The sequence below is a fragment of the Roseateles puraquae genome, assembly GCF_002205845.1.
Lineage (GTDB): Bacteria > Pseudomonadota > Gammaproteobacteria > Burkholderiales > Burkholderiaceae_C > Pelomonas > Pelomonas puraquae.
This window is the reverse complement of record NZ_NISI01000003.1, coordinates 94,086-118,243: the sequence shown is the minus strand read 5'-3', so window position 1 is coordinate 118,243 and position 24,158 is coordinate 94,086. Positions and strand designations below refer to the sequence as shown.

Sequence of the window (24,158 nt, the reverse complement as noted above, 5' to 3'; positions counted from 1 at the left end):
GCCCGCCACAATGGCGGCATGAAGTTGTTCCGCTCGCTGATCCGCCTGCTCGTGGTCATCGCCGGGGCCATCGTCGGCCTCGGTCTTTTCCTGATCGCCGTGTTGGCGTTCGTCCTCTTCCTGGTGGTGCGCCTGCTGACCGGCCGCAAGCCCAACCTGCAGTTCCGCGTCAACAAGAACCCCTGGGCCGGCCGGCGAGAACCGTCTGGCGAGGTGGTCGACGTGGAGGCGCGTGAAGTGCCTGAGGCGGGCACGCCGGCACCGCTGCCCCTGCGTGCGCCCGAGCAGCGCTGAGCTAGTCCAGCTCCACCGGCCCGTACCAGGTGCGGGCCGAGCCGCGGTTGTTGTCGCTGTCGGTCATCACGGCCATCGACTGCAGGGGGCCGGGTTCCTCGCCGAAAGCCAGCCGGAAGTCGGCGGCCAGATCGCGGCGGTGGTCGCGCCAGCGGCGCAGTTCGGCCGGGCCGGAGTCGACGACGATCTTGCGGATGCGGTCGCTGCGCGGGTTGATGACCACGGTGCCCACGGGCAGCTTGCTGTCCCAGACGTACATCAGCGTGGCATAGGGCGGGGCCTCACCGGTCAGGGCCTGGGCCAGCTCGAACTTCATGCGGGTGCGCATCGGCAGGCTGTCGATGTCGCCCCCGAAGCCGAAGATCACCCGCGCGACCGCGTCCTCGTGGTCCACCTCCGACACGTTGGCGCCTGGGATCAGGTGCTGCACCCACCACGAGAAGCGCACTTCACGCACCGACGTCAACGCCGGCTCCAGCCGCTTGCGCCAGATGCTGGCGGAGCGCTCAGAGGTGGCCTCCAGCGCCGGGCGGCCGTCCTTTTCCGTCCAGCTGTAACGGGTGAGCGCCTTGCCCGGCAGGGCCAGCGGCTGCCAGCCATCGGCCGTGGGCGGCGGCGGGGTGGAGGTGGCGCAGCCGGCCAGCACGGCCAGCGCGCAAAGGTGGAGCCATCGGCGCATTACCAGGTCTTGCGTTGGAGTTCTTCGAGGATCTCGCCGTAGATACGGTAGCGGCTCGGGTTGATCAAGCCTTGCTCGACGGCATCCCGCACGCCGCAGCCCGGTTCGTGAACATGTGAACAGTTGTGGAAGCGGCAGTGGGCGTGTTCGCGCAGGTCGGGCATGTAGCGCCAGAGCTCGGCCGCATCGATCTGGCGCAGGCCGAATTCCTGGAAACCCGGGGAGTCGATCAGCGCCGTGGTGCGCGAGTCGTCGGTCCAGTACCACTGCGTGGTGGTGGTGGTGTGGCGGCCGGAATTCAGCGCCTGGGAGATCTCGCCGACCTGGGCCTGCGCGTTTTGCACCAGCAGGTTGATCAGCGTGCTCTTGCCAGTGCCGCTCGGGCCCAGCACGAAACTGCGCTGCCCGGCGAGCCAGGGCGACAGCGTGGCGCGCGAGCCCTCGGGGTCGGCCTTCAGGGCCACTTCGAACACGGTCAGCCCCATGGCGCGGTAGGCCGCGAGGCGGTCACGGGCGGCGTCGGCGCCGGGCAGGTCGGTCTTGTTCAGCGCGATGGCGGTGCGGATGCCGGCCGATTCGGCCGCGATCAATGCGCGCGCCAGTTGGCTTTCACTGAACACCGGCTCCACCGCCACCAGTACGAGCAGTTGGTCGAGGTTGGCGGCGAAGCTCTTGGTCTTCCACTCGTCCTGCCGGTACAGCAGGTTGCGGCGCGGCTCCACCGCTTCGATGACACCTTCATCGGCGCTGGCCTCGGCAAAGCGCACCTGGTCGCCCACGACGGCGTCGCTCTTCTTGCCCCGAGGGTGGCAGACGAAGCGCCGGCCGTCGGCGTCCTCCACGATGTAGTGGCGACCATGGCCGCGCACGACGAGCCCTAGGTCCAGATTGCTGAAACGGCTCATCCAAGCCTCTCGATCAACGGCGTCGTCGATCGATTCCCCAGTGGGCAGCGCGCCGGCTTGAGCGCACTCATGCGCCGCTGGCTTCCGGCAGGGCGCTGACCTGGGCGGCGCAGATCGCGTCGTTCAGCGTCACGCCGCCGCGCGAATGCGTGGTGTAGCTGACGGTGCAGGCGTCGTAGCCGACCAGCATCTCGGGATGGTGGTCCTGGGCGTGGGCGATCTCGGCCACCGCATTCACGAAGGCCATGACCTGGTAGAAGTTGTCGAAGCCGAACCGGCGCGCGATGAGCTTGTGCTCGGGGTCGGGCGTCCAGCCGGGCAGGGTGGCCAGCACGCGTTCACGCGAGTCGGCGTCCAGCAGCGGCGCCTTGGGGTCACACTGGGCAAGCAGCAGGTTCATGTCGTGGCCATCAGGAGGCAAGGGCCGCCAGCCGCTCGGCGGCGGGCGGGTGGGAGTAGTAGAAGCGGGCGTAGACCGGGTCGGGCGTCAGGGTGCCGGCGTTGTCCTCGTGCAGCTTGAGCAGGGCCGACGACAGGTCGGCGCCACTGGCCTGCGCGCGGGCATAGGCATCAGCCTGGAACTCGTCGCGCCGCGAGAAGTGGCTGGCCACTGGCGTCACGAAGAAGCCGAACACCGGTCCGGCCAGCAGGAAAAGCATCAGCGCCAGGGCATCGTTGGGCGCTGCCAACGAGGGCTGCACGCCGAGGCCCAGGTAGAAGGCCGGCTGCTGCGCGAGCCAGCCCAGCAATGCAAAACCGCCCAGGCTCATTGCGAACATCAGCGCGATGCGCTTGGTGATGTGGCGGTGCTTGAAGTGGCCGAGCTCATGCGCAAGCACCGCCTCGACTTCGGGGCCGTTCAGCTTGGTCAGCAGGGTGTCGAAGAACACCACGCGCTTGGCCGGGCCGAAGCCGCTGAAGTAGGCATTGCCGTGCGCCGAGCGCCGGCTGCCGTCCATCACGAACAGGCCTTTGGCCGCAAAGCCGCAGCGGGCCATCAGCCGCTCCACCCGCTCCTTGAGGGCAGCATCGGTCAGCGGTTCGAACTTGTTGAACAGCGGCGCGATCAGCGTCGGGTAGATGACCATCACCAGCAGGTTGAAGGCCATCCACGCCCCCCAGGCCCACAGCCACCAGCGCGGCCCCGCGGCGCCCATCAGCCACAGGATGAGGGCCACGATCGGCAGGCCCAGCGCGACGCCCAGCAGCACGCCCTTGATCAGGTCCGCCAGGAAGAGCCGCGGCGTGGTGCGGTTGAAGCCGAAGGCCTGCTCGATGCGGAAGGTCGACCACCATTCCCAGGGCAGGTCCAGCAGGGAGCTGAGCAGCATGAAGAGTGCGATCAGCGCCAGCTGGTAGCCCATGGGCTGCCAGGCTTCAGGCAGCATCTGCCCCAGGGCCAGCGCCCAGCCGTTGAGCAGGTTGAGCCCGCCCAGCAGCGTCCAGCCCAGCAGCACCGCAGCATTGAAGGCCAGGGCCAGCAGGCCGAAGCGGGCGCGGGCGATGGTGTAGTCGGCCGCCTTCTGGTGGGCCGCCAAGGTCACGCTGCCCGCGAAGGCGGCCGGCACCGAGCCCCGGTGGGCCGCCACATGGCGGATCTGGCGGGAGGACAGCCAGAACTTGATCAGGGTGGAGGCTGCGAGCGCGAGGGCGAACGCGAGGGACAACAGCGTGGGCGACATGGGCCGGAGTTTAGGCTGCGAGAATTTGCCCTCTTTAGCGTGAGTCCACCATGTCCGACACCCTTGCCCTGAGCGAAAACAACCTGATCTGGATCGACCTTGAGATGACGGGCCTGTACCCCGACAAGGACCGCATCATCGAGATCGCCGTCGTGGTCACCGACCCGATGCTGGACAAGCGCGTCGAAGGCCCGGTCTTCGCGGTGCACCAGAGCGACGAGACCCTGGACGCCATGGACGCCTGGAACAAGGGCACCCACGGCAAGAGCGGCCTGATCGACCGCGTGAAGGCCTCCACCATCTCGGAAGCCGAAGCCGCCGCCCAGACCATCGCCTTCCTGAAGCAGTACGTGCCCAAGGGCAAGAGCCCGATGTGTGGCAACAGCATCTGCCAGGACCGCCGCTTCCTAGCCAACTACATGCCCGAGCTGGAAGCCTTCTTCCACTACCGCAATCTTGACGTCTCCACGCTGAAGGAGCTGGCCAAGCGCTGGAAGCCGTCGGCGCTGGAAGGCTTCAAGAAAGCCCAGGCCCATACCGCGCTGGCCGACATCCACGAGTCCATCGAGGAACTGGCGCACTACCGCACCACCTTCCTGGCCCTGTGATCACCCGCTCATCGGGCGTGTCGGATTGATTCACGCAGCCTTCGATTTCCCCCGTCACCCGCTCGCCCGGGAGGACGGGGAGCGCCTGCGCGGCGTCTGGCGGCAGCCGCCCGCGCGCTGGCTGCGGGCACGGCAGGCGGAAGACCTCCGCCCGGTGCTGGCCGAAGCCGAGCAGGCGGCGCGGGCGGGCGCCTGGGTGCTGGGGGGGCTGCGCTACGAGGCGGCGGCGGCCCTGGAACCGGCGCAGGCGGTGCACCCGGCCGATGCGCCGCTGGCCGAGTTCGCGGTCTACGACACGCAACCCGAGGCCTGGCCCGAGGCGGCGCCGCCTCACACGGGCCTCCTGGGTTGGCGCGATGCGGCGCCAGACGCCGCGCCGGCGATCGAGCGCATCCGCGACTACATCCGCGCGGGCGACTGCTACCAGGTCAACCTCACGACCCGCCTGCGCGCCGCTGCGCCGGATCTTGATCCGGCCCAACTCTTCTTTGCGCTTCACGCCAGTCAGCCGGGCGGCTTCTGCCTCTTCCTGCGCGAGGCGGGCGTGGCCAGCGTGTCGCCGGAGCTGTTCTTCGATTGGCGCCCGGTGCCCGGGGCGAAGGCCAGTTGGCTGCTGGCGGCCCAGCCGATGAAAGGCACGGCGCCGCGCGGCCGCGACCGCGTGGAAGACGAGGCCGCCCAGGCCCATCTGCGTACCAGCGAGAAGGAGAGGGCGGAGAACCTGATGATCGTGGACCTGCTGCGCAATGACCTGAGCCGCGTCGCGCAGCTGGGCACCGTGCGCGTGCCGCGGCTCTTCGAGCTGCACGCCTTGCCCACGGTGTGGCAGATGACGTCGACCGTCACTGCGGTCAGCCGCGCCGGGCTGACGCTGGCGGAGGTGTTCGCGGCGCTCTTTCCTTGCGGCTCGGTCACCGGCGCGCCCAAGGTGCGCGCGATGCAGGTCATCCGCGAACTGGAGCCCACGCCGCGCGGCTGGTATTGCGGTGCGCTGGGGCTGCTGCAGCCGGGCGGCGTTGCCACCTTCAATGTGCCCATTCGCACCGTGACCGTGGACGCCGCCGGCCTGTGCTGCGGGCTGGGCAGCGCCATCACGCTGGACAGCGAGCCGGCGGCCGAGATCGCCGAATGGCGAGCCAAGTCGCGCTTTCTCGCTCGCGCCGAGGCGCCCGTGGCGGCGCTGGAGACCCTGCGTCTGTCCCAGGGCGTGGCCGTGCGTGCCGACGCGCACCTGGCGCGCATGCAGCGCACCGCCAGGCACTTCGGCCTGCGGTTCTCGATGGCCGAGGCTCGGGCCTACCTGCAGACACTGCCGCCGGACGGCGAATGGCGTCTGCGGCTGACCTGCGATGCCGCCGGCCGGTTCGACCACAGCTTGACCGCATTCGTGCCGACGTCTCAGCCGGTCAAGCTCGCGCTGGCGGATCGCCCGATCACCACGCGCGGTCCTGGTGCCGAGTTCCTGGCCCACAAGACGACGCGGCGCGAGGCCTATGCCGGCTTCCACAAGCCGCCGGAAGCCTTCGACGTCATCCTGTGGAATGAATCGGGCGAGCTCACGGAATGCAGCTTCGGCAACCTCGCCGTGCAGTTGGAGGGCCAGTGGCTGACCCCGCCGCTGTCAGCTGGCCTGCTGCCCGGCGTGATGCGGGCTGAGTTGCTGGCGCAAGGCCGCCTGCGGGAAGCCGCGCTGCCCAAGGGCGTATTGGCGCGCGCCGAGGGGCTGGCCTTCTTCAACAGCCTGCGCGGCTGGCTACCGGCTGCGCTCGCGTAGGGCTCGCATCAGGGCCATGCCGTCGGCGCCGGCCCGTGCCGGCAGTTTGGTGTAGACCGCGCTGTCGGCGGTGCGAGCCAGGAAGCCCTGTGTGACGAGGTCGCGCCGCAAGGTGCAGTGATCGCCGAAGGTATGCCAGCCTTTCAGGATGTGGTTGACCTCTGACTCGCTGTACGGCCGCTTCGCGTCGAAGCGCATCCACAGGCCCCACAGCGACATCAGTTGTAGCGAGCGCTTGGCGGGCAGCCGGCTCAGGCGTCCGTCAGCGTCGAACAGGTTCAGCGTGCGCACGACCACTTCGGGCATGGGCCGCGCCGCCTCCACCGTGGCGCGCGGCAGGCGGGGGCGCGCCTGCAGGGCCTGCAGATTGCGGTGGCCGGCCGCGCGGGCGAGCATGTTGAGCAGCGTCTGGTGGCCGGGCTGGGTGCCATGCGCTTCGAGCTGGGCACGCAACGACTTGGCGAAGGTGGACAGGTCGTCCACCACGAGGGGAAGGCTTTCACGGGTCACGGTGAGACTCCATGCGCGCGCCAACGAACATAGGCTGGGCTTGCCGGCTTGCAGCCAGGGCGCACGCGCGGGGTTTCACACGTGGACGAAGGCGATCGCGTGGCAGGTTCAGCTCACGGCGGGCGCCGTGCGGCAAGGCCTGGGTGTCTGCCGACCCTGGGCCGGAGTGTGCCAGACGAGGCCATGGTTTGGTGAAAACCCTGAGGGCGTGCTACAGTCGCGAGCTTCGTCGGGGTGACCCGGCGAATCACGTCTCCTCTGACCTCGTTCGACCCCCCGATTTCACCGGGCATCGAACTCCGAACACGGATCGGTCGGCGGCGATGAAGCCGTCGCTTTGACTGACTGTTCCCCCGCGCCGCACCCGGGCTGCCTTCCAGGCCCGAGCCGCACGACGCGAGCTGATCTATCTCCCAGCGACTTGACGATGACCCCGAGGGCCTGCGTGCACCTCGGCGCTGCGCCTTTGTCGCGCGGCGTGAATGATTGAACGAAAGAACGAAGTCATGAGTTTCGATACCCTGGGCCTGAGCCCCGTCGTGCTGCAAGCCGTCAAGGACGCCGGCTACGAGAACGCCACCGAGGTGCAAGCCCAAGCCATCCCGGCTGCCATCGCGAACAAGGACCTGATGGTCTCCTCGCGCACCGGCTCCGGCAAGACGGCCGCCTTCATCCTGCCTGCCCTCGAAAAGATCCTCGCCGCCCGCGGCGACAACACCAAGCGCCGTGAGAAGGGCGTCATCTACGGCCCGCGCGTGCTGGTGCTGGCCCCCACCCGTGAACTGGCCATGCAGGTTGCCAAGGCCGCGCAGACCTACGGCCGCCACATCCCGGGCCTGAAGGTCGCCACCGTGCTCGGCGGCATGCCCTATCCGCTGCAGATCCGCCAGCTGACCGGCCCGCTGGACATCCTCATCGCCACCCCGGGCCGCCTGCTCGACCACCTCGCCAGCGGCAAGTGCGTGCTGAGCAATGTCGAGATGCTGGTGCTCGACGAAGCTGACCGCATGCTCGACATGGGCTTCATCGATGACATCAACGTCGTGACCAGCCACACGCCGGACACCCGCCAGACCGTGATGTTCAGCGCCACCTTCGCCGGCCACGTCGGCCGCCTGGCGCAGCAGTTGCTGAAGGACCCGCAGCGCATCGAGGTCGCCAGCCACACCGACACCCACGAGAACATCGAGCAGCGCCTGCACTGGGCCGACAACCCCCACCACAAGGACCAGCTGCTGGAGGCCATCCTGGCCCAGCCCGAGCTGGACCAGGCGGTCGTCTTCACCAGCACGCAGCGCGATGCCGACTGGCTGGCCGAACGCCTGGCCGAGATCGGCCATGCCGTCGCCCCGCTGCACGGTGCCATGCCCCAGGGCAAGCGCAACCGCGTGCTGATGGGCCTGCGCCGTGGTGACCTGAAGGTGCTGGTGGCGACCGACGTGGCCGCGCGCGGCATCGACGTGCCGACCATCAGCCACGTCATCAACTACGGCCTGCCGATGAAGGCTGAGGACTATGTGCACCGCATCGGCCGCACCGGCCGTGCCGGTCGCCAGGGCCTGGCCATCACGCTGGGCCTGCGTGATGACGTGAGCATGATCCGCCGCATCCAGCAGTTCACGACGCAAACCATCCCGGTCAGCCAGATCGCCGGCCTGGAACCCAAGACGCAAGAGCCGCGCATCTTCCCGCCGCGCCCGGCGGGCCAGGGCTTTGACCGTGGTGACCGCGGCCATTTCGGTGGCGGCCGCCCGTCCTTCGGGAACAAGAGCTTCCGTCGCGATGACGGTGGCCGCCCCTTCCATGGCGGTGGCAAGCCTTTCGGCGATCGGGGCTTCGCGCCGCGCCAGGACGGTTTCCAGCCGCGCGGCGAGGACCGTGGCTTTGCGCCGCGAGCTGACGACCGTGGCCCGCAGCCGCGCGAAGACCGCGGTTTCCAGCCGCGTGACAACCGTGGCTTTGCGCCGCGCGGTGATCGCGGTGACCGCGGCTTTGCCCCGCGTGAAGACCGTGGCTTCCAGCCGCGCGAGTTCGCGCCGCGTGAGGACCGTGGCTTCCAGCCGCGTGAAGAGCGTGGTTTCCAGCCGCGTGGTGACCGTCCGTTCCAGGGTGGCAAGCCCTCGTTCGGTGGCAAGCCGAGCTTTGGCGGCGGTGATCGCCCGTCCTTTGGCGGCGAACGCCGGGGCCCGGGCGGCCCGCGCAAGGGTGGCTTCGGTCGCTGACCGCCAGGCGGTGCCACGGGTGAGTCTTCACCCGATGACACCGGCTGATCTCGACGCCGTAGGAGCGCTTCAACAGCGCTGCTACGGCGTTTCGTACTTGGAGAGCCGGGAGGCTTTCGCTGCCAAGCTCGACGTCACCGCAGGCTTGGGTTGCTGCTGGCTCGCGCGCGACGCCGGTGAACCGGTCGCCTATGCGGTGAGCCTGCCGGCATGCGAGGCCACGCTGCCGGCGCTGGATGCGCCGCACTGCGAGCGCCCGGCGCTGCCGACGCTGCTGTACCTGCACGACATGGCCGTCGCTCCTGAGGCACGGTCGCTCGGGCTGGCGAGCCGTTTGCTCGCGCAGCTGCGCCTGTCTGCCCAGGCCTTGGCGCTGCCCCGGCTGGGCCTGGTCGCCGTGCAGGGTTCTGTGCCCTACTGGCAGCGACAGGGCTTTGCCGAGCCGCCGACGTTGCCGGCCCTGTTGGCCGCCAAGCTGGCGACCTTCGGGCCCGACGCCCGCTTCATGGTGAGTGATCAATAGGCAGCGGTGAACCGCGCGCGGCGGTACTGCGGCGTTTCCACCTCGGCCACGATGGCGGCAGCCAGGTCGGCCGCGCTGATGCGGCTCTTGCCGTCGGCGTCCATGACGGGCGATTCGGTGCCCAGCCGGTAGCGCCCGGTGCGCTCGCCCGGCTCCAGGAAGATGGCCGGGGACACGAAGGTCCAGTCCAGCGACGTGGTGTCGGCGCGCAGCCGGGTGAGCACCTCACGGGCGGCGAGGGCGCCTTGCTTCCACTCCGCCGGGAAGGAGGGCGAATCCACCAGCTGCTGGCCCGGCGCGATGTAGAGGCTGCCGGCACCGCCCACCACCAGCAGGCGCACGCCCGCCGAACGAGCGGCGTCGGCGATGCGCTCGCTGCCGCGCAGGAAATCGTCATGCAGCTGCGGGTTGGTCCAGCCGGCATTGAAGGCGCTGATGACCGCGTCCACGCCTTGAAGCTCGGCGGCCAGCTCGGGCGCGGTCAGCACGTCGACCGAACGCACCTCCAGGCCAGGCCGGGCCGCCAGCTTGCTGGCATCGCGCTGCAGCGCGCGCACGGTGTGGCCGCGGTCCAGAAGTTCATTCAGCAGGGCCGAGCCGACAAAGCCGGTGGCACCGATCAGGGCGACGTTCATGGCACTTCTCCATCCTGTGTTGCGATGGCCGGAATTCTTGTTGCTTCACGGTGGGCTGATAAGTTGGTCAAAATCGCGTTCACTGTTTAGAAGAACTTCATGCTCGACCAACTCAAGCGCATGGGTGTGCTGGCCGCCGTGGTGCGCCAGGGCAGCTTCGCCGCCGCCGCCCGCGAACTGCGCACCAGCACCTCGGCCGTCAGCCAGCAGATCCGTGCGCTGGAGCACGACATGGGGGTGACGCTGCTGCACCGCTCCACGCGCAAGCTCAGCCTCACGGCGGCCGGCGAACGCTTTCATGCCGGTTGTGCGGCGATGGTGGCGGCGGCGGAATCGGCCCAGGCCCAGCTGTTGCAGCTGCGCGATGCGCCCGAGGGTGAGCTGCGCATCGCCATGACCGTGGGCTTCGCGCGCCGGCTCGGACCGGTGCTGACGCCCTTGCTGGCGTCCCATCCCGGGCTGCGGCTGCACCTGCAAGTGGAGGACGGTTTCACAGACCTGGTGGCCCACCGCATCGATCTCGCCATCCGCTTCGGCCGGCTGCCCGACAGCAGCTGGGTGGCCCAGCGCATCGGCCGCCTGCGCATGGGGCTTTATGCCTCGCCCGCCTACCTGGCCCAGCACGGTGTGCCCACCTCGGTGCCGGCGCTGCAGGCCGCCGACTGGCTGATGCTGCAAGACGGCACCGACCTCGCCCGTACCCTGCCGGGCGACGTGCTCACCATCACCCCCCGCTACAGCAGCAACAACCAGCTGAGCCTGCAGCAACTCTGCGAAGCCGGCCTGGGCCTGGCCATGCTGGGCGATGACGACGCGGCGGAGTCGGTCGCCGCCGGGCGCCTGCTGCGCCTGGAGGCGGCCATCGACTGGCCCGAGCTGCCGGTCTGGGCCATGACACCCCAGCGCGATGCCCAGCCCGCCAAGGTCAGGCATGCGATTGCGGCGCTGAAGTCGCACTTCGAGGGGCAGCCATGACCCGCCGCACCGGCACGCTGAGCCAATGGGACGACGCCAAGGGCTATGGCTTCATCACGCCCGATGGCGGCGGAGCGCGACTGTTCGTGCACATCCGTGCCTTTGGCATGCGGCCGCACCGACCTTATGTCGGGGAGCGGCTCAGTTATGTGGAGGGGCAGGACGCGCAAGGCAAGCGGCGGGCGCAGGCGGTGCAGGGCCTGGCTCGCCCTGCTGCGCCGCCACCGGCGCGGCCACGTGATGGCAGCCAGGTGCTGCTGCTCGTGCCGGCCTTTGCCGCGTTCGTGCTGGCCTGTCATGTGCTGTGGGGCCTGCCCAACTGGCTCTGGGGCGCCTACACCGCGCTGAGCATGGCGACCTTCATCGTCTACGCGCTCGACAAGCGCGCCGCCCTGCGTGGCGAGTGGCGGGTCGCCGAGAACACCCTGCATGCGCTGTCGCTGGCCGGGGGATGGCCCGGCGCACTGCTGGCCCAGCACACGCTGCGGCACAAGAGCAGCAAGCCGAGCTTTCGCCGTGTCTACTGGACCACGGTCGTGCTGAACCTGGGCGCTTTCGTCGCGGTGTTCACGCCCCTGCTGAAAAGCTGAAGGCGCCCAGGCCGTCGATGGCGAGTGTCCCGGTGGCGCGGCCGGTGCAGCGGTGCACGCCACCCCAGGCGCCGGTCGTGACGACCGTGCCGGCTCGCACCGTCTCGCCATGCCGCGTGGCGTGACGCAGCCAGGCTGCCAGCACACCCGACGGGTCGCCCAGCGAATGGCCGCCCTGGCGCTGCAGCTCGGGCTCGTCGGCCAGAGTCAGGCGCCACGGCAGACGGGCCCAGTCCAGCGGTTGCCAGGCCTGCCAGGGACCGAGCAGCAGGCCGGCGTTGGATTGGAAATCGGCCATGCGCAGCAGGGCGGGCGCGTCGAGCGCCTGCCGCCAGCGCGAGGCGATGCACTCGACGGCGATGCACATGCCGTCGATGACGCCAGCGTCCAGCGGCGCCTGCGCAGCCTCGGGGCTGATGTCGCGCGCCAGGCGCAACGCGACCTCGGCTTCCACGCCGAGCAGCACCGCGCCGGGCTCGGGCGACACCGGCGAATGACTGAACGGCCCCTGCGGGCCGGCGCCACCGGACTTCCAGCGTGTGGCCGGCCACCCGAGGGCGCGGGCCACGCCGTCATGCACGGCATACGCGTCGGCCTCGTCGCGTACGGCGTCCGTCCACGCGGTGGCGTCCAGCAGGAGGCCGCTGCGATGGCTGGCGGCGAGGGCCTGGATGAGGTCGGCGATGCGGCTCGAAGCGGTTGTGGGGGACATGGTGAATCCTGCCGGGCGGGGCGCGCAGTGTCGATGATGCCTGCGCGGCTAGCATGCGGTCGCGCCGCTGGGGCGCCATGCCAGGACGCCGACCGATGGGAGATGTCACACAGCTGATCGTGCAGGCCCGCGCGGGGGACCGCGGGGCGCTGGACCGCCTCTTTGCGTTGCTCTACCCGGAGCTGCGCGAGATTGCCCACCGCCGCCTGGCCCCGCACCAGCGCGGTGGCCTGCTGGACACCACGGCCCTGGTCAACGAGTGCTATCTGCGCTTTGTGCAGCGCGACAGCCTGAGGCCGGAGGACCGGGCGCATTTCCTGGCCTACGCGGCGACCGTGATGCGCTCGATCATCGTGGACACCGCACGCCAGGCGCTGGCCGCGCGGCGTGGCGGGGACCTGGAACGCCAGACGCTGGACAGCGTGCTCGCGGATTCGCTCGCAGCACCGGCCGAGGACATCCTCGACGTCGAAGCCGCCCTGCAGCAGTTGGGTCAGCTGGATGCCCGCCTGGTGCAGGTGGTGGAGATGCGCTATTTCGTCGGCATGAAGGACGCCGAGATTGCCGAGGCGCTGGGCCTGTCCACCCGCAGCGTGCACCGTGCCTGGGAGAAGGCCCGGCTGCTGCTGGCGCACGCGCTGCGCGGCTGAAGCCTCAGGCGCCCGCCAGCGTGCGGGCCTGCAGGAGGCGTGGGCTCTGGGCGTGCTGGAGGCCTGACGTGGCCAGCGCCCGCTGCACACCCTCGGCGATCTGTGCCGCCTCGGGCTGGCGGCCGAGTTGCAGCAGCGCCTGGGCCTGCAGCAGATCACAGTCGGCGCGCTCGACGGCCGAGGGGAAGGGCGGGCGGGGCTGCCGCTCCAGGCGCTGCAGCAGCATGCCTGCGGTGGCCGCATCCTTCAGTTGTGCGGCGGCGAGCGCCCCGAGGGCCAGCGCCTCGCGGTAACTGCGGTGCGATTGACCTTGGGCTTCATCGAGGTGCAGCAGCAGCGCCTGCGCGGTCCTCAGGGCGTCCGCGGGACGGGCGGCAGCCAGCTGCGCATGAGCCAGGGTGAGCTCTGCACTGGCCTTGGCAAGGGTCACGCCGCCACTTCGGCCGGCCTGCTTGGCAAACACCGCTTCGGCCAGCGGCAAGGCCTGCTCGCCCCGGCCTGCCAGGACGAGGGCACGTGAGAGCTGCGTCAAGAGCGCCTCGCCATCCAGCGGCATGGGTGTCTTGAGCAGCGGTGCGGTGTCCACCTGCGCGAGTGATTCGATCCCGGCCACATCGCCGGCCAGCGCGGCGGCCTCCAGTTCGCGGGCGCGCAGCAGGCGCTCGGTCGAGCCCTTGATGCCGTCCGGGCGGGCGGCGAACCATTGCCGCTCCTGCGCCAGCAAGGCGGCAGCGCGGGCCGGCTCCCGATGGGCGACGACACTGGCCAGGCGGCTCAACGCGCGCTGCGCCATGCGGCCGTCGCGGCCGGTGGTCTGGCGGTAGAGCTCCACGGCGCGCGTCGCCTGCACCTCGGCCGCCGCCAGGTCGCCGTTGGCAGCCAGCGCGTCGCTCATCCACCACGCGAAGTTGGCGCGGTAGTCCGCGTCCAGGTTGGACAGGTGCGCGATCTCGGCCTCGGACTGGCGCATGAGCTCCAGCCCCTTGGCGTCGTCGAAGCCCAGGTAGAAGTGCGCCAGGCTGATCAACGTGTCGTAGCGCAGGTGGTCTTCCGCAAAGGTTTCGCGGGCGATGCGGTCGGCTTCGGTCAGCACCTGCAGGGCTTCGGCACGCTGGCCCTTGTTGATGAGCAGGTCCCCCAGATCGGCCGCCAGCGTGAGGCGGATGCTGTTGCTCTCGGGGTCGCGCACCGTGGGCGCCCAGCGCAGGCCCTCGCGGCGCATGGCCTCGCTCTCATCGAGCCGACCCAGCTTCTGCAGCGTGCGGCCGAGCGAGGCATAGGTGTTGAGCACATCGTCCGCCGGTGCATCGTGTGCCTTCTGGTGCTTCAGCAATTGCTGCCCCACAGCCAGCGACTCGGCGTAGCGGGCGTCGTAGTTCAGCTGGATCATGACCGACTCGAGCTGCGCGCCGAGGGCCTCGGGGTTGTCGGCGTTGCGCTTCTCGAAGTCTTTGAGTCGCTCCATCAGCACCGCCGACACGCCGCCCGGCTTGCTGAGAGCCTCGGGCTCTTCGGCACCAAGCACGGTCAGGCGGCTCAGGGTCTCGATGTAGAGCTCCTGCACCGCATGCTGCCGGCGGAGCTCGGCATTGGCGCGGCGCTCATGGGTGCGCGCTTCTCGGGCCTGCCAGAGCGCAGCGCTGCTGCCGGCCAGCACGGTCAGGCCAAGCGCCGTGCCCATGCCCACGGCCAGGCGATGCCGCCCGACGAACCGGGCGAGGCGATATCCGGCGCTGTCGGGCCGGGCCAGCACGGGCTCGCGGCGCAGGTGACGCTGCAGGTCCTGCGCTAAGGCGTCCACGCTGGCGTAGCGTTCCTGCGGAGACTTCTTGAGCGCCTTGCCCAGGATGGCGTCGAGGTCGCCGCGCAGCACCTTTCGCAGCGCCGGCGTGGCCGCGACATCGCTGGCCCGGGGGGCATCGGTCTGCATGATGGCCTCTTCCAGCTCGGCGGCCGTGCCGCGCTGCAGCCGGTAGGGCCGGGCGCCGGCCAGCAGCTCGAAGGCCAGCACGCCCAGGCTGTAGATGTCGCTCGCGGTACCCAGCGGTTCGCCGCGGATCTGCTCCGGGCTGGCGTAATCCGGCGTGAACGCGCGGCCGGCCACCTCGGTCAGGGCGGTGGCTGCGGTGCGATCGCCGTCCAGCAGCTTGGCCACGCCGAAATCCAGCAACGTGACCTGGCCTGACTCGTTCACCAGCACGTTGGCCGGCTTGATGTCCCGATGCACCACCAGCCGCGCATGCGCATGCGCCACCGCGGACAGGGCCTGCAGCAGCAGCTCGATGCGGGCCGCCGTGGGCAGTGCCAGGCGCTCGCAGTAGCGATCAATCGGCTCGCCCTCGACATACTGCATGGCGATGAACGGCCGGCCGAGCGCGTCGAGGCCTGCGTCGTACAGCCGTGCGATGTGCGGATGCTCCAGCGAGGCCAGGATCTCACGCTCACGCGCCAGCCGTTCCGCCAGGGCCTGGCCCCAGGCCAGCCGTGGCAGTTTGAGCGCCACGGGCCGGGCCGCCAGGCCATCGTGGCGCTCGGCCAGCCACACCAGGCCCATGCCGCCCCGGCCGAGTTCGCGCAGCAGGCGGTAGGGGCCGACGTGCTCGCCCTCATGGGGTTCGGTCGTCGGCGCGGCGGGGGGCTCAAAACGTGGCAGCGTGTGCAGGAAGTCGTCGGTTTCGATGCGGGCCTGGGTGCGCAGCAGGGCGCGCAGGGTCTCGCGCAGGGCGGCGGCCTCGCCGCTCAACCCGGCCAGCCAGGCCTCGCGGGCCGGCTCAGGCAGCGCCAGGGCCTCGTCCAGCAGGCATTCCACCTGTGTCCATTGCTCGGCGATCGGTGTCAGGCGCGTCATGGTGACGGCGAGTTTAGGCGGCGGTCGTGCGGCGCCGAGGCCCTGGATGAAGGGACATCAGGCCGGTTGCGGCCACCGCCAGGGCCAGCGCGGGCAGCGCGCCGACCGCTGGGGCCAGCAGCACGAACACCACGCCGAAGGCCGCCTTGCCGAACAGACCCTTCACATAGCCTCGCAGGAACTCCGTCGAGGCCTGATGGCCGCTGCCGGCGTGCTCAGCCACCGCCAGCGGCGCGCTGATCAAGGGCAGGGAGGCCAGCAGCCCGGTGGCGTAGGGCCCGAACCAGGGGCCGATGGTCGAGACGGCCACCGTCAGCACCGTGGCGATGCCGGCCATCTGCAGGGCGGGCAGTCCGGCCCGAGGTGGGCGCTCGGGGGCTGAGGTGGCTGCACTCGCTGGCAGCGTGCGCCAGGCCAGGCCGGTGACCAGCAGCGCCAGGCCCACGGCGGCGAGCAGGTCGTGGCTGGCCGTCAGCGCCGGGACCGCGGCGACGCCGGCCGCGATGAGGCCGCAGGCCAGAGCGCCGGCCGCCGCCAGTCGGCGCGACGCGCTCACATAGGCCCATGCAAACAGCGCCCCGGCCGCGCACGAGGCCACGCTGCCGATGGCTGCCTGGACCGCAAAGCCGGTGCCGTGCTCCACGGCCGTCCAGGCCAGTGTCGGCGCCGTGATGGTGGGCAGCCCGGCGAGCAGGCCGCCGAGGCGGCGCCCACCCAGGCGCAGCGCCGCCATCACGAGCAACAGCCCCACCAGCGTCATTCCCAGCTTCTCCCACAGCATCGCGACCTCGCGCTGGTGACACCCAGCCTTCACGAGGAGGTACGCAGAACCGCCCGTCATCCCGCCATCGGCCGGTCTGCCGTGATGCCCTCAAGTTAGGGGGTGATGAGATGGCGTGAACAAGCCCGTGGCTGCGTACGGCAGAGCAGGTCCCTGTGTCTTTGCGCATTGCGCGCTCCGGTCTCCCATGCTTCTTCGCTTTCGCCGCTTCCTGTTCGCGCTTGCGGGCGCCCTGTTGCTCCTGCGTCCGGCCGCACCCGCCCAGGCGCAGCCAGCGCTGTCGCTGCAGTGCGAGCTGACGCAGGGCAGCAGTCGGCTCCGCTTGAGCGTGCGTCCTGTGCGGGATCCCTATGGCGTGGGTCGCGTGCCTTTCGGTCGCTTTGGCTTTCGGGCCTTGTGGGTGGACGACGGCACGCAGCCGGCCTACATCACGCTCAGCACCTATGTCGGCGCCGCCCTGCTGCAGCAGGTGCGGTTGCCGGCCCCGGCCGGGGCCATCGCAGACGCACCGGGGCCGGACTCCGGCTGGCAGCGTGTCTATGCGCCCGGGCTTGGCCAGGAGCTGCGCTACCGCTGCGCGGTGCAAACCCCCGAGCCCTCGAAGCCGGGCGCGCCGGGGGATGCGATGGTGAACCTGGCGTTCGTGGGAGACGTGCTGCTGGATGACGGCCCGGGGCGCCTGATCCGCCAGGGGCGCGACCCGTTCGCGCCCTTTGCGCCCTGGCTGGCGCGGGCGGACGTGCGGGTGGGCAACCTGGAGTGCGTCGTGGCGAAGGGCGGCCAGGCCGAGCCGGTCAAGCCGTTCACCTTCCGCGCGCATCCGCGCGTGCTGCCGGTCCTGTCGCGGCACCTGGATGTGGTGGGCCTGGCCAACAACCATTCCGGCGATTTCGGCCCGGCGGCGTTCAGCGAGATGCTGGGCCGCTTGCGGCAGGCCGGCGTGGGCTACTTCGGCGGCGGCGACAACCTGGCCCAGGCCCACGCACCGCTGATCGTCGAGCGTCAGGGCGTGCGCATCGCGCTGCTCGGCTACAACGAGTTCATGCCGCGTCATTTCGAAGCCGACACCGACCGGCCCGGCATCGCGTGGAGCGAGGATGAACAGGTGTGGCTGGACATTCAGCGTGCCCGGCAGCTGGCGGACGTAGTCATCCCGGTGATGCATTGGGGGCAGGAGCACGAGCCGCGGGCCAACGAGCGGCAGCGTCAGCTGGCGCGGCTGATGATCGATGCCGGCGCGGCGGCCGTCGTGGGCGGGCATCCGCATGTGACGCAGGATGTGGAGGTCTACGGGGGCCGGCCCATCGTCTACAGCCTGGGCAATTTTCTGTTCGACGGTTTCAAGGACGACGACAACAACACGGCCTGGCTGCTGCAGCTGCAGGTGGACGCCGCGGGTGTCAGGGGGCTGCAGGTCGTGGTGGGGCGCATCGATGCCTCAGGACGGCCGCATCCGCTTGCGGCGCTGCCGGCGCCCTGCTGGCAGCGTGGGGAGACGGCGGTGTCGGCCTGCGTGCCTCTCGATGTCGGAGGGCTGCCAGGAACCCGCGCCCCCTGAAAGACAACCCAAGGGCGCCATCCCCACCCCCGCCCGATGCCATGCACACCTGGTGGGATGGCGGCCGCCACCTGATCAGCCGAAGCGGAAGCTCGACGCCGTGATGGCGCCCATGTACTCGGTCTCGTGGTACGTGCAGCGCGACTCGTCGGCTTCTGCCGCGCCGGCCGCCACCATCAACGGCAGCAGGTGCTCCTCGCGGGCATGCGCCTGCCGCGCGGCGGGGGCCTGCGCCCAGGCCTGCAGCCGCTCCGCCCGCCCAACGGGTGAGGGCAGGGCGGCCTGCAGCCACGCATCGAACGCGACGGAAGGCGCGCGGCCTGCGCCACTGAACATCAGCGGCAGGTTGTGGAAGCTGAAGCCGCTGCCCAGGATCAGCACGCCGTCGTCACGCAGCGGCGCCAGCGCCCGCCCCAGGGCCAGGTGCTCGGCCGGGTCCAGCCCGCGGCGCAGCGACAACTGCACCACGGGGATCTGCGCGTCGGGGTACATCGGCGCCAGCGTGCAAAAGGCGCCGTGGTCGAAGCCGCGCGTGGCATTGCGCGCGGCCGGCAGGCCTGCGGCCTCGATCAGCGCCACGACGCGCTCGGCCAGCACCGGGTCGCCCGGCGCGGGGTAGACCACCTCATAGGTGTGCGGCGGAAAGCCCCCGTAGTCGTACAGCATGCCGGGCCGCGCTGCCGTCATGACCGTGAAGGCGGCTTCCTCCCAATGGGCCGAGATCATCAGGATGGCCTTCGGCGCCGCCGGCAGCGTGCCGGGCACGGCCTTCAGCGCGGCTTCGAGCTGCGCATGGCCGCGGCGGAAGTCGCCATCCATCCAGGGCCAGGGGCCGCCGCCGTGGGAGAGGAAGAAGGTGGGCTGTCGCATGGTGGCCCCAGCTTAAGCCGGCGTCCCGGCTTGGGGGTTCAATGCCACCGCCGCCAGCGCTCAAAGCGGCTGAACGGTCACCGCGATAATCCGCCCCCCATGCAGAACCTGCCTCCCGAATCCGACGACAGCCAGCGCCCCGATCGCGTGGAAGACTACTTCCGCGATGGCGCAGTGCCGGTCGAAGCCCTGCTGTGGTGGCAGCTCGAGCGCCAGGATGCCTTGCAGACGGCCTTGCGCGCGCTGTTCCAGGGGCCGGCCGGGCTGACACGGCTGCGGCTGTGGGTGTTCTTCGAGCTGATGGCCCTGCGCGAGTCACGCCTGACCCGCGAGGCGCTGAACCAGGCCTTCCACGTGCTGCGCGACGAGGTGCTGGACAGCGTGCTCAAGCGCCTGCGCGAGGCCGAGCTGCTGGCCTGGGACGCCACCGGCCAGACCTATGCCGTGACGCCGCTGGCCCAGCAGGTCGTGGGCCTGCTGCAGCCGCTGACGCAGGAGCAGGCGCCCGATGGCGACCTGGCGTCCCTGCTGGCCGGCGTGGCGGGTGCCCACCAGCTCGGCACCTTGCAGCCGGCGCAGCTCCAGCATCTGCTGGCCCAGCTGTCACGCCTGTACGACGAATTCGCGGATGCCATCGCCAGCGGCAGCGAATTTGCGCTGCGCCGGGCGCGCACCCGCTTCGAGAAGGCGCTGACGCTGGTCGACCGCGCTGGCGAGGCGCTGGGCGCCATCATTGCGCAGGCCGAGTCGGCCGGCGAGGCACGGCTGGAGCGCCTCGCCCGTGAGCTGGGCCTGGCCCAGGCCCGGCTGCTGGCCATGGCCAGCCAGTTCAACCGCGCGCTGCAGCAGGCCGATCGCCAGCGCGTGACGCTCGGCTCCACGGGCATCACCACCACCGATGTCCGCCGCTGGCTGCAGAGCCAGGGCGACCTGGCGAGCCTGCTGCAGGGCGCCATGCTGCGCCCGGTGCACCCGGTGCTGGTGGCGCAGCGCGACCTGGTGGACACCGCCGAGGCCGAGTTCGAACGTGACCGTCCCGTGGTGGCCGACGCGCAGGCGCTGCCCCAGGGCCAGGTCGCGCCGCCGGGCGAACTCGCCGTGCTGCAACTGCCACCCGAGATGGGGCAGATGCAGGCACTGCTCAATGCCTGGACGGCAGCGGGCACGACGGAGCCCCAAGACCTGCGCCCCGCCGTGCTCGGGGGCAGCTATGCGCGGGCCGCCTACCGGGCCCAGTTGCTGCCGCTGCTGGGCGACCCCCAGGCCCGCCACCTCAAGGGCGCCACCGGCGACATGGCGCGCCAACCCTGGTCGGTCCGCTGGTCGGCTGAGCAGGGCGAAGTCGACGATGAGTTCATCCGCTGGATGAGCCGTGGCGTCCTCACCCCTGAATCTCCTGCCTCATGAGCCCACTCGACGATTCCCAGCAACTCGCGGCCCAATTGCTGGCCCGCCGCTGGCTGCCCCGCAGCCACCCCCTCGTGAAGCGAGCGCTGATCGACACCGAGCTTTGGAACCAGCTCGCCGCGCGGCTGGCCGGCGTCGGGTTGCAGCTGGTGGACAACGTGCATGCCGACCACATCGCGGTCGCGCTCATGCGCCCCGCGGAAAGCGCCGTCTTCGGCGAGACCGGACTGGCAGCCAACAACAACCTCGACATCCCGCGCGACGGCGTGGCGCTGCTGGTGGTGCTGTGGAGCTTGATCGTGCTGCCCAAGCGGCAGCGCCAGGTCGCGCGCAGCGACGCCATCCATGCCGGCCAGGGTGAGATGTTCGCCACCGACAAGCCCATGCCGCTGGCTGCGGCCGTGTCGCCGCTGCTGAGCTATCGCAGCCTGCTGGCGGACTTTGGTGACCAGCTCGGCAAGAAGCTGCGCCTGGACACCAACCTCAAGCTGCTGGAGCGGCACGGTTTCATCACGCGCCGCGGCGAGGACATCGCCGAAGGTCCGCTGCTGGACCTGCTGATCGACTACGACCTCATCGCGCCGCGCATCCTCGACGGCGCGCTGGGCGATGTGCTGGCCCGCGCCGGCCATCCGCTGCCGCGCCTGGATGAAGCCGAACAACAAGACATTGACGACTGATGTTCCACCTGCAATCGCTTGAACTGCTGCACTGGGACTACTGCCAGCGCGTGACGCTGCCGCTGGACGGCGCCATCATCACCATCGCTGGCCCCAACGGCTCCGGCAAGACCACGCTGCTGGACGCCATGCGTACGCTGCTTGGCCTGGAGTGTTCGGGGGGGCGCACTTACAAGACCTACGCGCGCCACGCCAACGCCGAGACCGCCTGGCTGCGCGCGCTGGTGGACAACCGGCCGCGTTCGCGCCAGAACAGCAGCCGGCCCTTTGCCAGCTCGCTGCTGTACGCGGATCAGGTCACGCTGGCCTGCCGCATCGAGCGGCATGGCGGCGACTGGGTGCGTCGCTACCTGATCGTCGACGGGGCGCACGAAATCGAGCAGCTCGCCGAGCGCGGTGAGCGCGACTGGCTGGGCATCGAGGCCTGGAAGAAGCGGCTGGAGGCGGCGGGCCTGACCCGCGCCATCGGCCGCGTGCTGGCACTGGAGCAGGGCCAGACCGACCGGCTCTGCGAGCTCAGCCCCAAGGAGCTGCTGCGCCTCGTGTTCGAGGTGTTCGGCGACCAGGAGGTGCTGGACCGCTACGAGCAGGCCCGCAGCCACCAGCAGCACCTGGGCAAGGAGGTTGAGCAGGCTGCGGCCGAGCTGGCCCACACCCAGGCCCAGCTCAGCGACCTGGCCAACCGCGTGAACAGCCACCGCCAGTACCAGCTGAAAGTGCAGGAGCGCGAGCGCCTGGCCACCGAGGTGCTGCCGGTGCTGCGCTGGAGCGAGGCCCGCGAGCGCATTGCCCGCGATGCGCGTGAACTGCACCGCCAGCGCCTCTTCGCCTCGGGCGACATCAAGGCGCTCAGCGACAAGCGCGCCGCGCTGCACAGCCTGTTCACGGCCCAGGAAACGGCGCGAGAGCGGCTCAAGGCCTTGGAGGGCGAGCGGCGCGAGGCTCGCGCGGCCTTCGACGCAGCCCGTGAAGCCGAACGCCCGGCCGAGGCGTTGGTCAAGCGCGAGGATGAGCTCAAGGCACTCGCCGACGTCGAGGCCGATGCCGCGGCACTGACCGCCCGCATGCAGGAGCTTGCCACCGAGCGTGACCGCCTGCGGGCCGACTACACCCGCGCCAGCGACAAGGCCTCGCGCGCGCAAGCGCAGCTGGGCGAGCTCAGTGGCAAGCGCCTGCCGCCGCCGCCGCCCGAGGTCGCGCCGATGAAGCGCGCGCTGGACGACGCTGGTATTGCCCACTACCTCGTGGCCGACAGCATCGACATCGCCGACGAGACCTGGCGTGCAGCGGCAGAAGGCCTGCTGCGCCCGTCGCGCTGGGTGGTGGTGCTCAAGCATCGCAGCGACGAGAGCCGGGCCTTCGACATCGCGGCCCGGCAGCGCTACCGCCACTATGTGGTGGCCGACACCTCGCCTGTGGGCCAGGCGCCGGCCGGCTCGCTGTTGGCGGCGCTGAACGTGAGCGCGCCACTGCCCACCTGGCTGGTGCGCCAGCTCGGCGCCATCCGCTGCGTGGCGTCCACGGAGGAAGGCGCGAAGGTCAGCGGCGAATGGATCACGACGGATGCCTACTACCGCGATGGCCGAGGGGGCCGCAGCGTGTTCGTGGAGCCGCGCGACCACCAGTTCGGCGCGTCCGCGGTGGACTCCCGCCGCGCCGCGCTGGAAGCCGAGCTGGCCCGCTGGGATGGCGAGCTGAGCCGCATCGCCAAGGCCCAGGCTGAGGTTGAGCGCCAGTTCAAGGATGTGCAGCGCGCGGCGGTGGGGCACAAGGCGGCGCAGGAGCTGTCCGAGCGCGCCGACGAATTCACCGAAGCCCGTGCGCGGCTGCCGGTGCTGCGCCAGGCGCGCGCGGAAGCGTCCACGCGCATGGGCCAGCTCGATGCCGAGCACGAGCGCATGGTGCGCGAATCCACCCGCAGCGAACAGGCCTACGAGGCAGCGCAGGTGGCTCTCAAGGATGGGGAAGGCTCGGCCGCGGGGCGCCTGCGGGAGCATGAAGCCAAGCGCGAAGCGCTGCGCAAGGCCTCGCGTGAGAGCCGCGAGCAAAAGGCAAAGTTCCCGCCCGGCTGGGTCACGCCCACCGCGCTGGCCGCACTGCGCGAGGAGTTCGAGAACGCCCGCCAGGCCGAGATCCGTGCCCACCATGTGGACCAGGAGCTGGAGACCGGCCACTGGGAGGTGGACGCCAGCGTCGTCGAGCGCCATGCGCGCATGGCGGCGCAGGTGCATGAGCAGGACAGCCAGCTCAGTGACCGCCGCGCCAGCAACGAGATGGCGCGCATCGCCGCCTTCAATGCCCGCGAGCGCTACATCGACGTGCTGCGCGCGACGGTGCGCCGCTACAAGAAGAACGTTGCCGAACTGGGTGAACTCGCCGGTACCACGGCCGAGGCCATCCTGCCTCACCTGGACAACGACGACGCCGTGCTCGCGCAGGCCGGCCTGCAGGTGAAGTTCAACTTCGACGGCAAGGGTGAAGTGGGCCTGAATGACGGCGAGGCCTCCGGCGGCCAACAGGTGCTCAAGAGCCTGATCCTGCTGGTGGGCCTGATGAAAGACGACGAAACGCCGGGCGGCTTCGTCTTCATCGACGAGCCCTTCGCGCACCTGGACGTGCGCAACATCCAGCTGGTGGGGCACTTCCTGCGCAGCACCCGCGCTCAGTACCTGCTCACCACGCCGATCACGCACAACGTCGAGGTCTTCGAGCCGAGCGAGATCACGCTGGTCACCAGCAAGAAGCCGCGCGGCGAACGCTGGGCGCCGCCGATCGCGGTGCTGGCGCGGCGGCCGGAAGTCTCGGCCTATGACTGACTGGGACCGCCCGTCGCCCTTCACGCTGGCCCTCACGCCGGCCGCGGAGCACATCGACGGCCTGGGCCACACCAACAACGCCGTCTACGTGCAGTGGTGCGAACAGGCGGGATGGGCGCACTCGGAGGCCCTGGGCCTGAGCCTGGCGGACTACCGGCGACTGGACCGCGCCATGGCCATCCGCGAGGGCCACTACGACTACCTGCTGCCGTCCTTTGAGGGCGAGGCATTGCTGCTCGGCACCTGGCTGACGGCCAGCGACGGCAAGCTGACCATGGAGCGGCGCTTCCAACTGCGCCGCGCGAGCGACGGTGCCACGCTCTTGCGCGGGCGCTGGGCGTTGGTGTGCATCGAGATCAGCAGCGGCCGGCCCAAGCGCATGCCGGCGGAGTTCTTGAACATCTACGAGGCGGCGGTGGTGGCCTGACCTTGGTGTATA

The 24,158-nt window shown here is 70.4% G+C and carries 23 protein-coding genes; 13 read left to right on the top strand and 10 right to left on the bottom strand.

Features of this window, described 5'->3' with window-relative positions; genetic code table 11:
- Positions 1 to 18 precede the first annotated feature (18 nt).
- Positions 19 to 294 carry a hypothetical protein gene (locus CDO81_RS10455; RefSeq protein WP_088483154.1) on the top strand — a complete coding sequence of 92 codons (276 nt, stop codon included), beginning with the start codon at positions 19 to 21 and terminating at the stop codon, positions 292 to 294.
- 1 nt (position 295) lies between these two features.
- On the opposite strand, the gene CDO81_RS10450 is transcribed toward CDO81_RS10455, so the two are convergent.
- The 4 genes from CDO81_RS10450 to CDO81_RS10435 all read right to left on the bottom strand — a co-directional run bounded on the left by CDO81_RS10450 (position 296) and on the right by CDO81_RS10435 (position 3,560).
- Complete coding sequence (locus CDO81_RS10450; RefSeq protein ID WP_088483153.1) at positions 296 to 973, bottom strand: DUF3047 domain-containing protein; 678 nt, start codon at positions 971 to 973, stop codon at positions 296 to 298.
- On the bottom strand, positions 973 to 1,878 hold the full coding sequence (gene rsgA / locus CDO81_RS10445; protein WP_088483152.1) for a ribosome small subunit-dependent GTPase A: 906 nt from the start codon (positions 1,876 to 1,878) through the stop codon (positions 973 to 975). Before rsgA ends, CDO81_RS10450 begins: the two co-directional genes overlap by 1 nt.
- Before the next feature lie 67 nt (positions 1,879 to 1,945).
- Positions 1,946 to 2,278: a 4a-hydroxytetrahydrobiopterin dehydratase gene (locus tag CDO81_RS10440; protein ID WP_088483151.1), complete on the bottom strand. Its 333-nt coding sequence runs from the start codon at positions 2,276 to 2,278 to the stop codon at positions 1,946 to 1,948.
- Between the two features lie 10 nt (positions 2,279 to 2,288).
- Complete coding sequence (locus CDO81_RS10435; protein WP_088483150.1) at positions 2,289 to 3,560, bottom strand: M48 family metallopeptidase; 1,272 nt, start codon at positions 3,558 to 3,560, stop codon at positions 2,289 to 2,291.
- A 50-nt stretch (positions 3,561 to 3,610) separates the two neighbouring features.
- Here CDO81_RS10435 and orn point away from each other — a divergent pair, with 50 nt between their 5' ends.
- Together orn and CDO81_RS10425 are read left to right on the top strand one after the other, a co-directional pair.
- Entirely contained in the window at positions 3,611 to 4,168 is a 558-nt protein-coding gene (gene orn / locus CDO81_RS10430) for an oligoribonuclease (protein ID WP_088483149.1), read from the top strand.
- A 25-nt stretch (positions 4,169 to 4,193) separates the two neighbouring features.
- Positions 4,194 to 5,942 (top strand): chorismate-binding protein, encoded by a 1,749-nt coding sequence (locus CDO81_RS10425; protein ID WP_241516948.1) that lies wholly within the window; start codon positions 4,194 to 4,196, stop codon positions 5,940 to 5,942.
- Here CDO81_RS10425 and CDO81_RS10420 read toward each other — a convergent pair.
- On the bottom strand, positions 5,922 to 6,452 hold the full coding sequence (locus tag CDO81_RS10420) for a DUF2087 domain-containing protein (protein ID WP_088483147.1): 531 nt from the start codon (positions 6,450 to 6,452) through the stop codon (positions 5,922 to 5,924). The genes CDO81_RS10425 and CDO81_RS10420 overlap by 21 nt on opposite strands.
- Positions 6,453 to 6,958: 506 nt before the next feature.
- Here CDO81_RS10420 and CDO81_RS10415 point away from each other — a divergent pair.
- Both CDO81_RS10415 and CDO81_RS10410 read left to right on the top strand, forming a co-directional pair.
- On the top strand, positions 6,959 to 8,674 hold the full coding sequence (locus tag CDO81_RS10415) for a DEAD/DEAH box helicase (protein WP_088483146.1): 1,716 nt from the start codon (positions 6,959 to 6,961) through the stop codon (positions 8,672 to 8,674).
- Between the two features lie 34 nt (positions 8,675 to 8,708).
- Positions 8,709 to 9,197: a GNAT family N-acetyltransferase gene (locus tag CDO81_RS10410; RefSeq protein WP_088483145.1), complete on the top strand. Its 489-nt coding sequence runs from the start codon at positions 8,709 to 8,711 to the stop codon at positions 9,195 to 9,197.
- On the opposite strand, the gene CDO81_RS10405 is transcribed toward CDO81_RS10410, so the two are convergent.
- Positions 9,191 to 9,832 (bottom strand): NAD(P)-dependent oxidoreductase, encoded by a 642-nt coding sequence (locus CDO81_RS10405; RefSeq protein WP_088483144.1) that lies wholly within the window; start codon positions 9,830 to 9,832, stop codon positions 9,191 to 9,193. The genes CDO81_RS10410 and CDO81_RS10405 overlap by 7 nt on opposite strands.
- 99 nt (positions 9,833 to 9,931) lie before the next feature.
- On the opposite strand from CDO81_RS10405, the gene CDO81_RS10400 reads away from it, so the two are divergent.
- Both CDO81_RS10400 and CDO81_RS10395 read left to right on the top strand, forming a co-directional pair.
- Complete coding sequence (locus CDO81_RS10400) at positions 9,932 to 10,807, top strand: LysR family transcriptional regulator (RefSeq protein WP_088483143.1); 876 nt, start codon at positions 9,932 to 9,934, stop codon at positions 10,805 to 10,807.
- Positions 10,804 to 11,397 (top strand): DUF1294 domain-containing protein, encoded by a 594-nt coding sequence (locus CDO81_RS10395; protein ID WP_088483142.1) that lies wholly within the window; start codon positions 10,804 to 10,806, stop codon positions 11,395 to 11,397. Before CDO81_RS10400 ends, CDO81_RS10395 begins: the two co-directional genes overlap by 4 nt.
- Here the strand turns inward: CDO81_RS10395 and CDO81_RS10390 are convergent.
- The gene (locus CDO81_RS10390) at positions 11,375 to 12,109 is read right to left on the bottom strand and encodes a fumarylacetoacetate hydrolase family protein (protein ID WP_088483141.1); all 735 of its coding nucleotides are present in this window, start codon (positions 12,107 to 12,109) and stop codon (positions 11,375 to 11,377) included. The genes CDO81_RS10395 and CDO81_RS10390 overlap by 23 nt on opposite strands.
- 95 nt (positions 12,110 to 12,204) lie before the next feature.
- Between CDO81_RS10390 and CDO81_RS10385 the strand changes: the two genes are divergently transcribed.
- Positions 12,205 to 12,759 carry an ECF-type sigma factor gene (locus tag CDO81_RS10385; RefSeq protein ID WP_088483140.1) on the top strand — a complete coding sequence of 185 codons (555 nt, stop codon included), beginning with the start codon at positions 12,205 to 12,207 and terminating at the stop codon, positions 12,757 to 12,759.
- A gap of 4 nt (positions 12,760 to 12,763) precedes the next feature.
- On the opposite strand, the gene CDO81_RS10380 is transcribed toward CDO81_RS10385, so the two are convergent.
- Both CDO81_RS10380 and CDO81_RS10375 read right to left on the bottom strand, forming a co-directional pair.
- A complete protein-coding gene (locus CDO81_RS10380) occupies positions 12,764 to 15,607 on the bottom strand; it encodes a serine/threonine-protein kinase (RefSeq protein WP_088483139.1) in 2,844 nt (947 codons plus the stop codon).
- Positions 15,608 to 15,620: 13 nt separating this feature from the next.
- The gene (locus CDO81_RS10375) at positions 15,621 to 16,448 is read right to left on the bottom strand and encodes a hypothetical protein (protein WP_158218238.1); all 828 of its coding nucleotides are present in this window, start codon (positions 16,446 to 16,448) and stop codon (positions 15,621 to 15,623) included.
- Between the two features lie 127 nt (positions 16,449 to 16,575).
- Between CDO81_RS10375 and CDO81_RS10370 the strand changes: the two genes are divergently transcribed.
- Positions 16,576 to 17,946 (top strand): CapA family protein, encoded by a 1,371-nt coding sequence (locus tag CDO81_RS10370; protein ID WP_241516947.1) that lies wholly within the window; start codon positions 16,576 to 16,578, stop codon positions 17,944 to 17,946.
- A 75-nt stretch (positions 17,947 to 18,021) separates the two neighbouring features.
- Here the strand turns inward: CDO81_RS10370 and CDO81_RS10365 are convergent, their stop codons facing one another.
- The gene (locus CDO81_RS10365; protein WP_088483137.1) at positions 18,022 to 18,816 is read right to left on the bottom strand and encodes a DODA-type extradiol aromatic ring-opening family dioxygenase; all 795 of its coding nucleotides are present in this window, start codon (positions 18,814 to 18,816) and stop codon (positions 18,022 to 18,024) included.
- Positions 18,817 to 18,915: 99 nt separating this feature from the next.
- Between CDO81_RS10365 and CDO81_RS10360 the strand changes: the two genes are divergently transcribed.
- The 4 genes from CDO81_RS10360 to CDO81_RS10345 are packed head-to-tail and all read left to right on the top strand — an operon-like array spanning position 18,916 to position 24,146.
- Positions 18,916 to 20,223, top strand: coding sequence for a hypothetical protein (locus tag CDO81_RS10360; RefSeq protein ID WP_088483136.1), 1,308 nt, complete (start codon positions 18,916 to 18,918; stop codon positions 20,221 to 20,223).
- Positions 20,220 to 20,903: a hypothetical protein gene (locus tag CDO81_RS10355; RefSeq protein WP_088483135.1), complete on the top strand. Its 684-nt coding sequence runs from the start codon at positions 20,220 to 20,222 to the stop codon at positions 20,901 to 20,903. Before CDO81_RS10360 ends, CDO81_RS10355 begins: the two co-directional genes overlap by 4 nt.
- The gene (locus CDO81_RS10350; protein WP_088483134.1) at positions 20,903 to 23,719 is read left to right on the top strand and encodes an ATP-binding protein; all 2,817 of its coding nucleotides are present in this window, start codon (positions 20,903 to 20,905) and stop codon (positions 23,717 to 23,719) included. Before CDO81_RS10355 ends, CDO81_RS10350 begins: the two co-directional genes overlap by 1 nt.
- The gene (locus CDO81_RS10345; protein ID WP_088483133.1) at positions 23,712 to 24,146 is read left to right on the top strand and encodes an acyl-CoA thioesterase; all 435 of its coding nucleotides are present in this window, start codon (positions 23,712 to 23,714) and stop codon (positions 24,144 to 24,146) included. The genes CDO81_RS10350 and CDO81_RS10345 overlap by 8 nt, the downstream gene beginning before the upstream one ends.
- The last annotated feature ends 12 nt before the right edge of the window (positions 24,147 to 24,158 follow it).

Bases quoted from the DNA above. Each gene is read 5' to 3' on its own strand.
- rsgA (WP_088483152.1), bottom strand. From the start codon at position 1,878: ATGAGCCGTTTCAGCAATCTGGACCTAGGGCTCGTCGTGCGCGGCCAT.
- CDO81_RS10350 (WP_088483134.1), top strand. From the start codon at position 20,903: ATGTTCCACCTGCAATCGCTTGAACTGCTGCACTGGGACTACTGCCAG.
- CDO81_RS10435 (WP_088483150.1), bottom strand. From the start codon at position 3,560: ATGTCGCCCACGCTGTTGTCCCTCGCGTTCGCCCTCGCGCTCGCAGCC.
- CDO81_RS10415 (WP_088483146.1), top strand. From the start codon at position 6,959: ATGAGTTTCGATACCCTGGGCCTGAGCCCCGTCGTGCTGCAAGCCGTC.
- CDO81_RS10455 (WP_088483154.1), top strand. From the start codon at position 19: ATGAAGTTGTTCCGCTCGCTGATCCGCCTGCTCGTGGTCATCGCCGGG.
- CDO81_RS10390 (WP_088483141.1), bottom strand. From the start codon at position 12,109: ATGTCCCCCACAACCGCTTCGAGCCGCATCGCCGACCTCATCCAGGCC.
- CDO81_RS10380 (WP_088483139.1), bottom strand. From the start codon at position 15,607: ATGACGCGCCTGACACCGATCGCCGAGCAATGGACACAGGTGGAATGC.
- CDO81_RS10395 (WP_088483142.1), top strand. From the start codon at position 10,804: ATGACCCGCCGCACCGGCACGCTGAGCCAATGGGACGACGCCAAGGGC.
- CDO81_RS10375 (WP_158218238.1), bottom strand. From the start codon at position 16,448: ATGACGGGCGGTTCTGCGTACCTCCTCGTGAAGGCTGGGTGTCACCAG.
- CDO81_RS10410 (WP_088483145.1), top strand. From the start codon at position 8,709: ATGACACCGGCTGATCTCGACGCCGTAGGAGCGCTTCAACAGCGCTGC.
- CDO81_RS10365 (WP_088483137.1), bottom strand. From the start codon at position 18,816: ATGCGACAGCCCACCTTCTTCCTCTCCCACGGCGGCGGCCCCTGGCCC.
- orn (WP_088483149.1), top strand. From the start codon at position 3,611: ATGTCCGACACCCTTGCCCTGAGCGAAAACAACCTGATCTGGATCGAC.
- CDO81_RS10450 (WP_088483153.1), bottom strand. From the start codon at position 973: ATGCGCCGATGGCTCCACCTTTGCGCGCTGGCCGTGCTGGCCGGCTGC.
- CDO81_RS10400 (WP_088483143.1), top strand. From the start codon at position 9,932: ATGCTCGACCAACTCAAGCGCATGGGTGTGCTGGCCGCCGTGGTGCGC.
- CDO81_RS10385 (WP_088483140.1), top strand. From the start codon at position 12,205: ATGGGAGATGTCACACAGCTGATCGTGCAGGCCCGCGCGGGGGACCGC.
- CDO81_RS10355 (WP_088483135.1), top strand. From the start codon at position 20,220: ATGAGCCCACTCGACGATTCCCAGCAACTCGCGGCCCAATTGCTGGCC.
- CDO81_RS10345 (WP_088483133.1), top strand. From the start codon at position 23,712: ATGACTGACTGGGACCGCCCGTCGCCCTTCACGCTGGCCCTCACGCCG.
- CDO81_RS10360 (WP_088483136.1), top strand. From the start codon at position 18,916: ATGCAGAACCTGCCTCCCGAATCCGACGACAGCCAGCGCCCCGATCGC.
- CDO81_RS10370 (WP_241516947.1), top strand. From the start codon at position 16,576: ATGCTTCTTCGCTTTCGCCGCTTCCTGTTCGCGCTTGCGGGCGCCCTG.
- CDO81_RS10440 (WP_088483151.1), bottom strand. From the start codon at position 2,278: ATGAACCTGCTGCTTGCCCAGTGTGACCCCAAGGCGCCGCTGCTGGAC.
- CDO81_RS10405 (WP_088483144.1), bottom strand. From the start codon at position 9,832: ATGAACGTCGCCCTGATCGGTGCCACCGGCTTTGTCGGCTCGGCCCTG.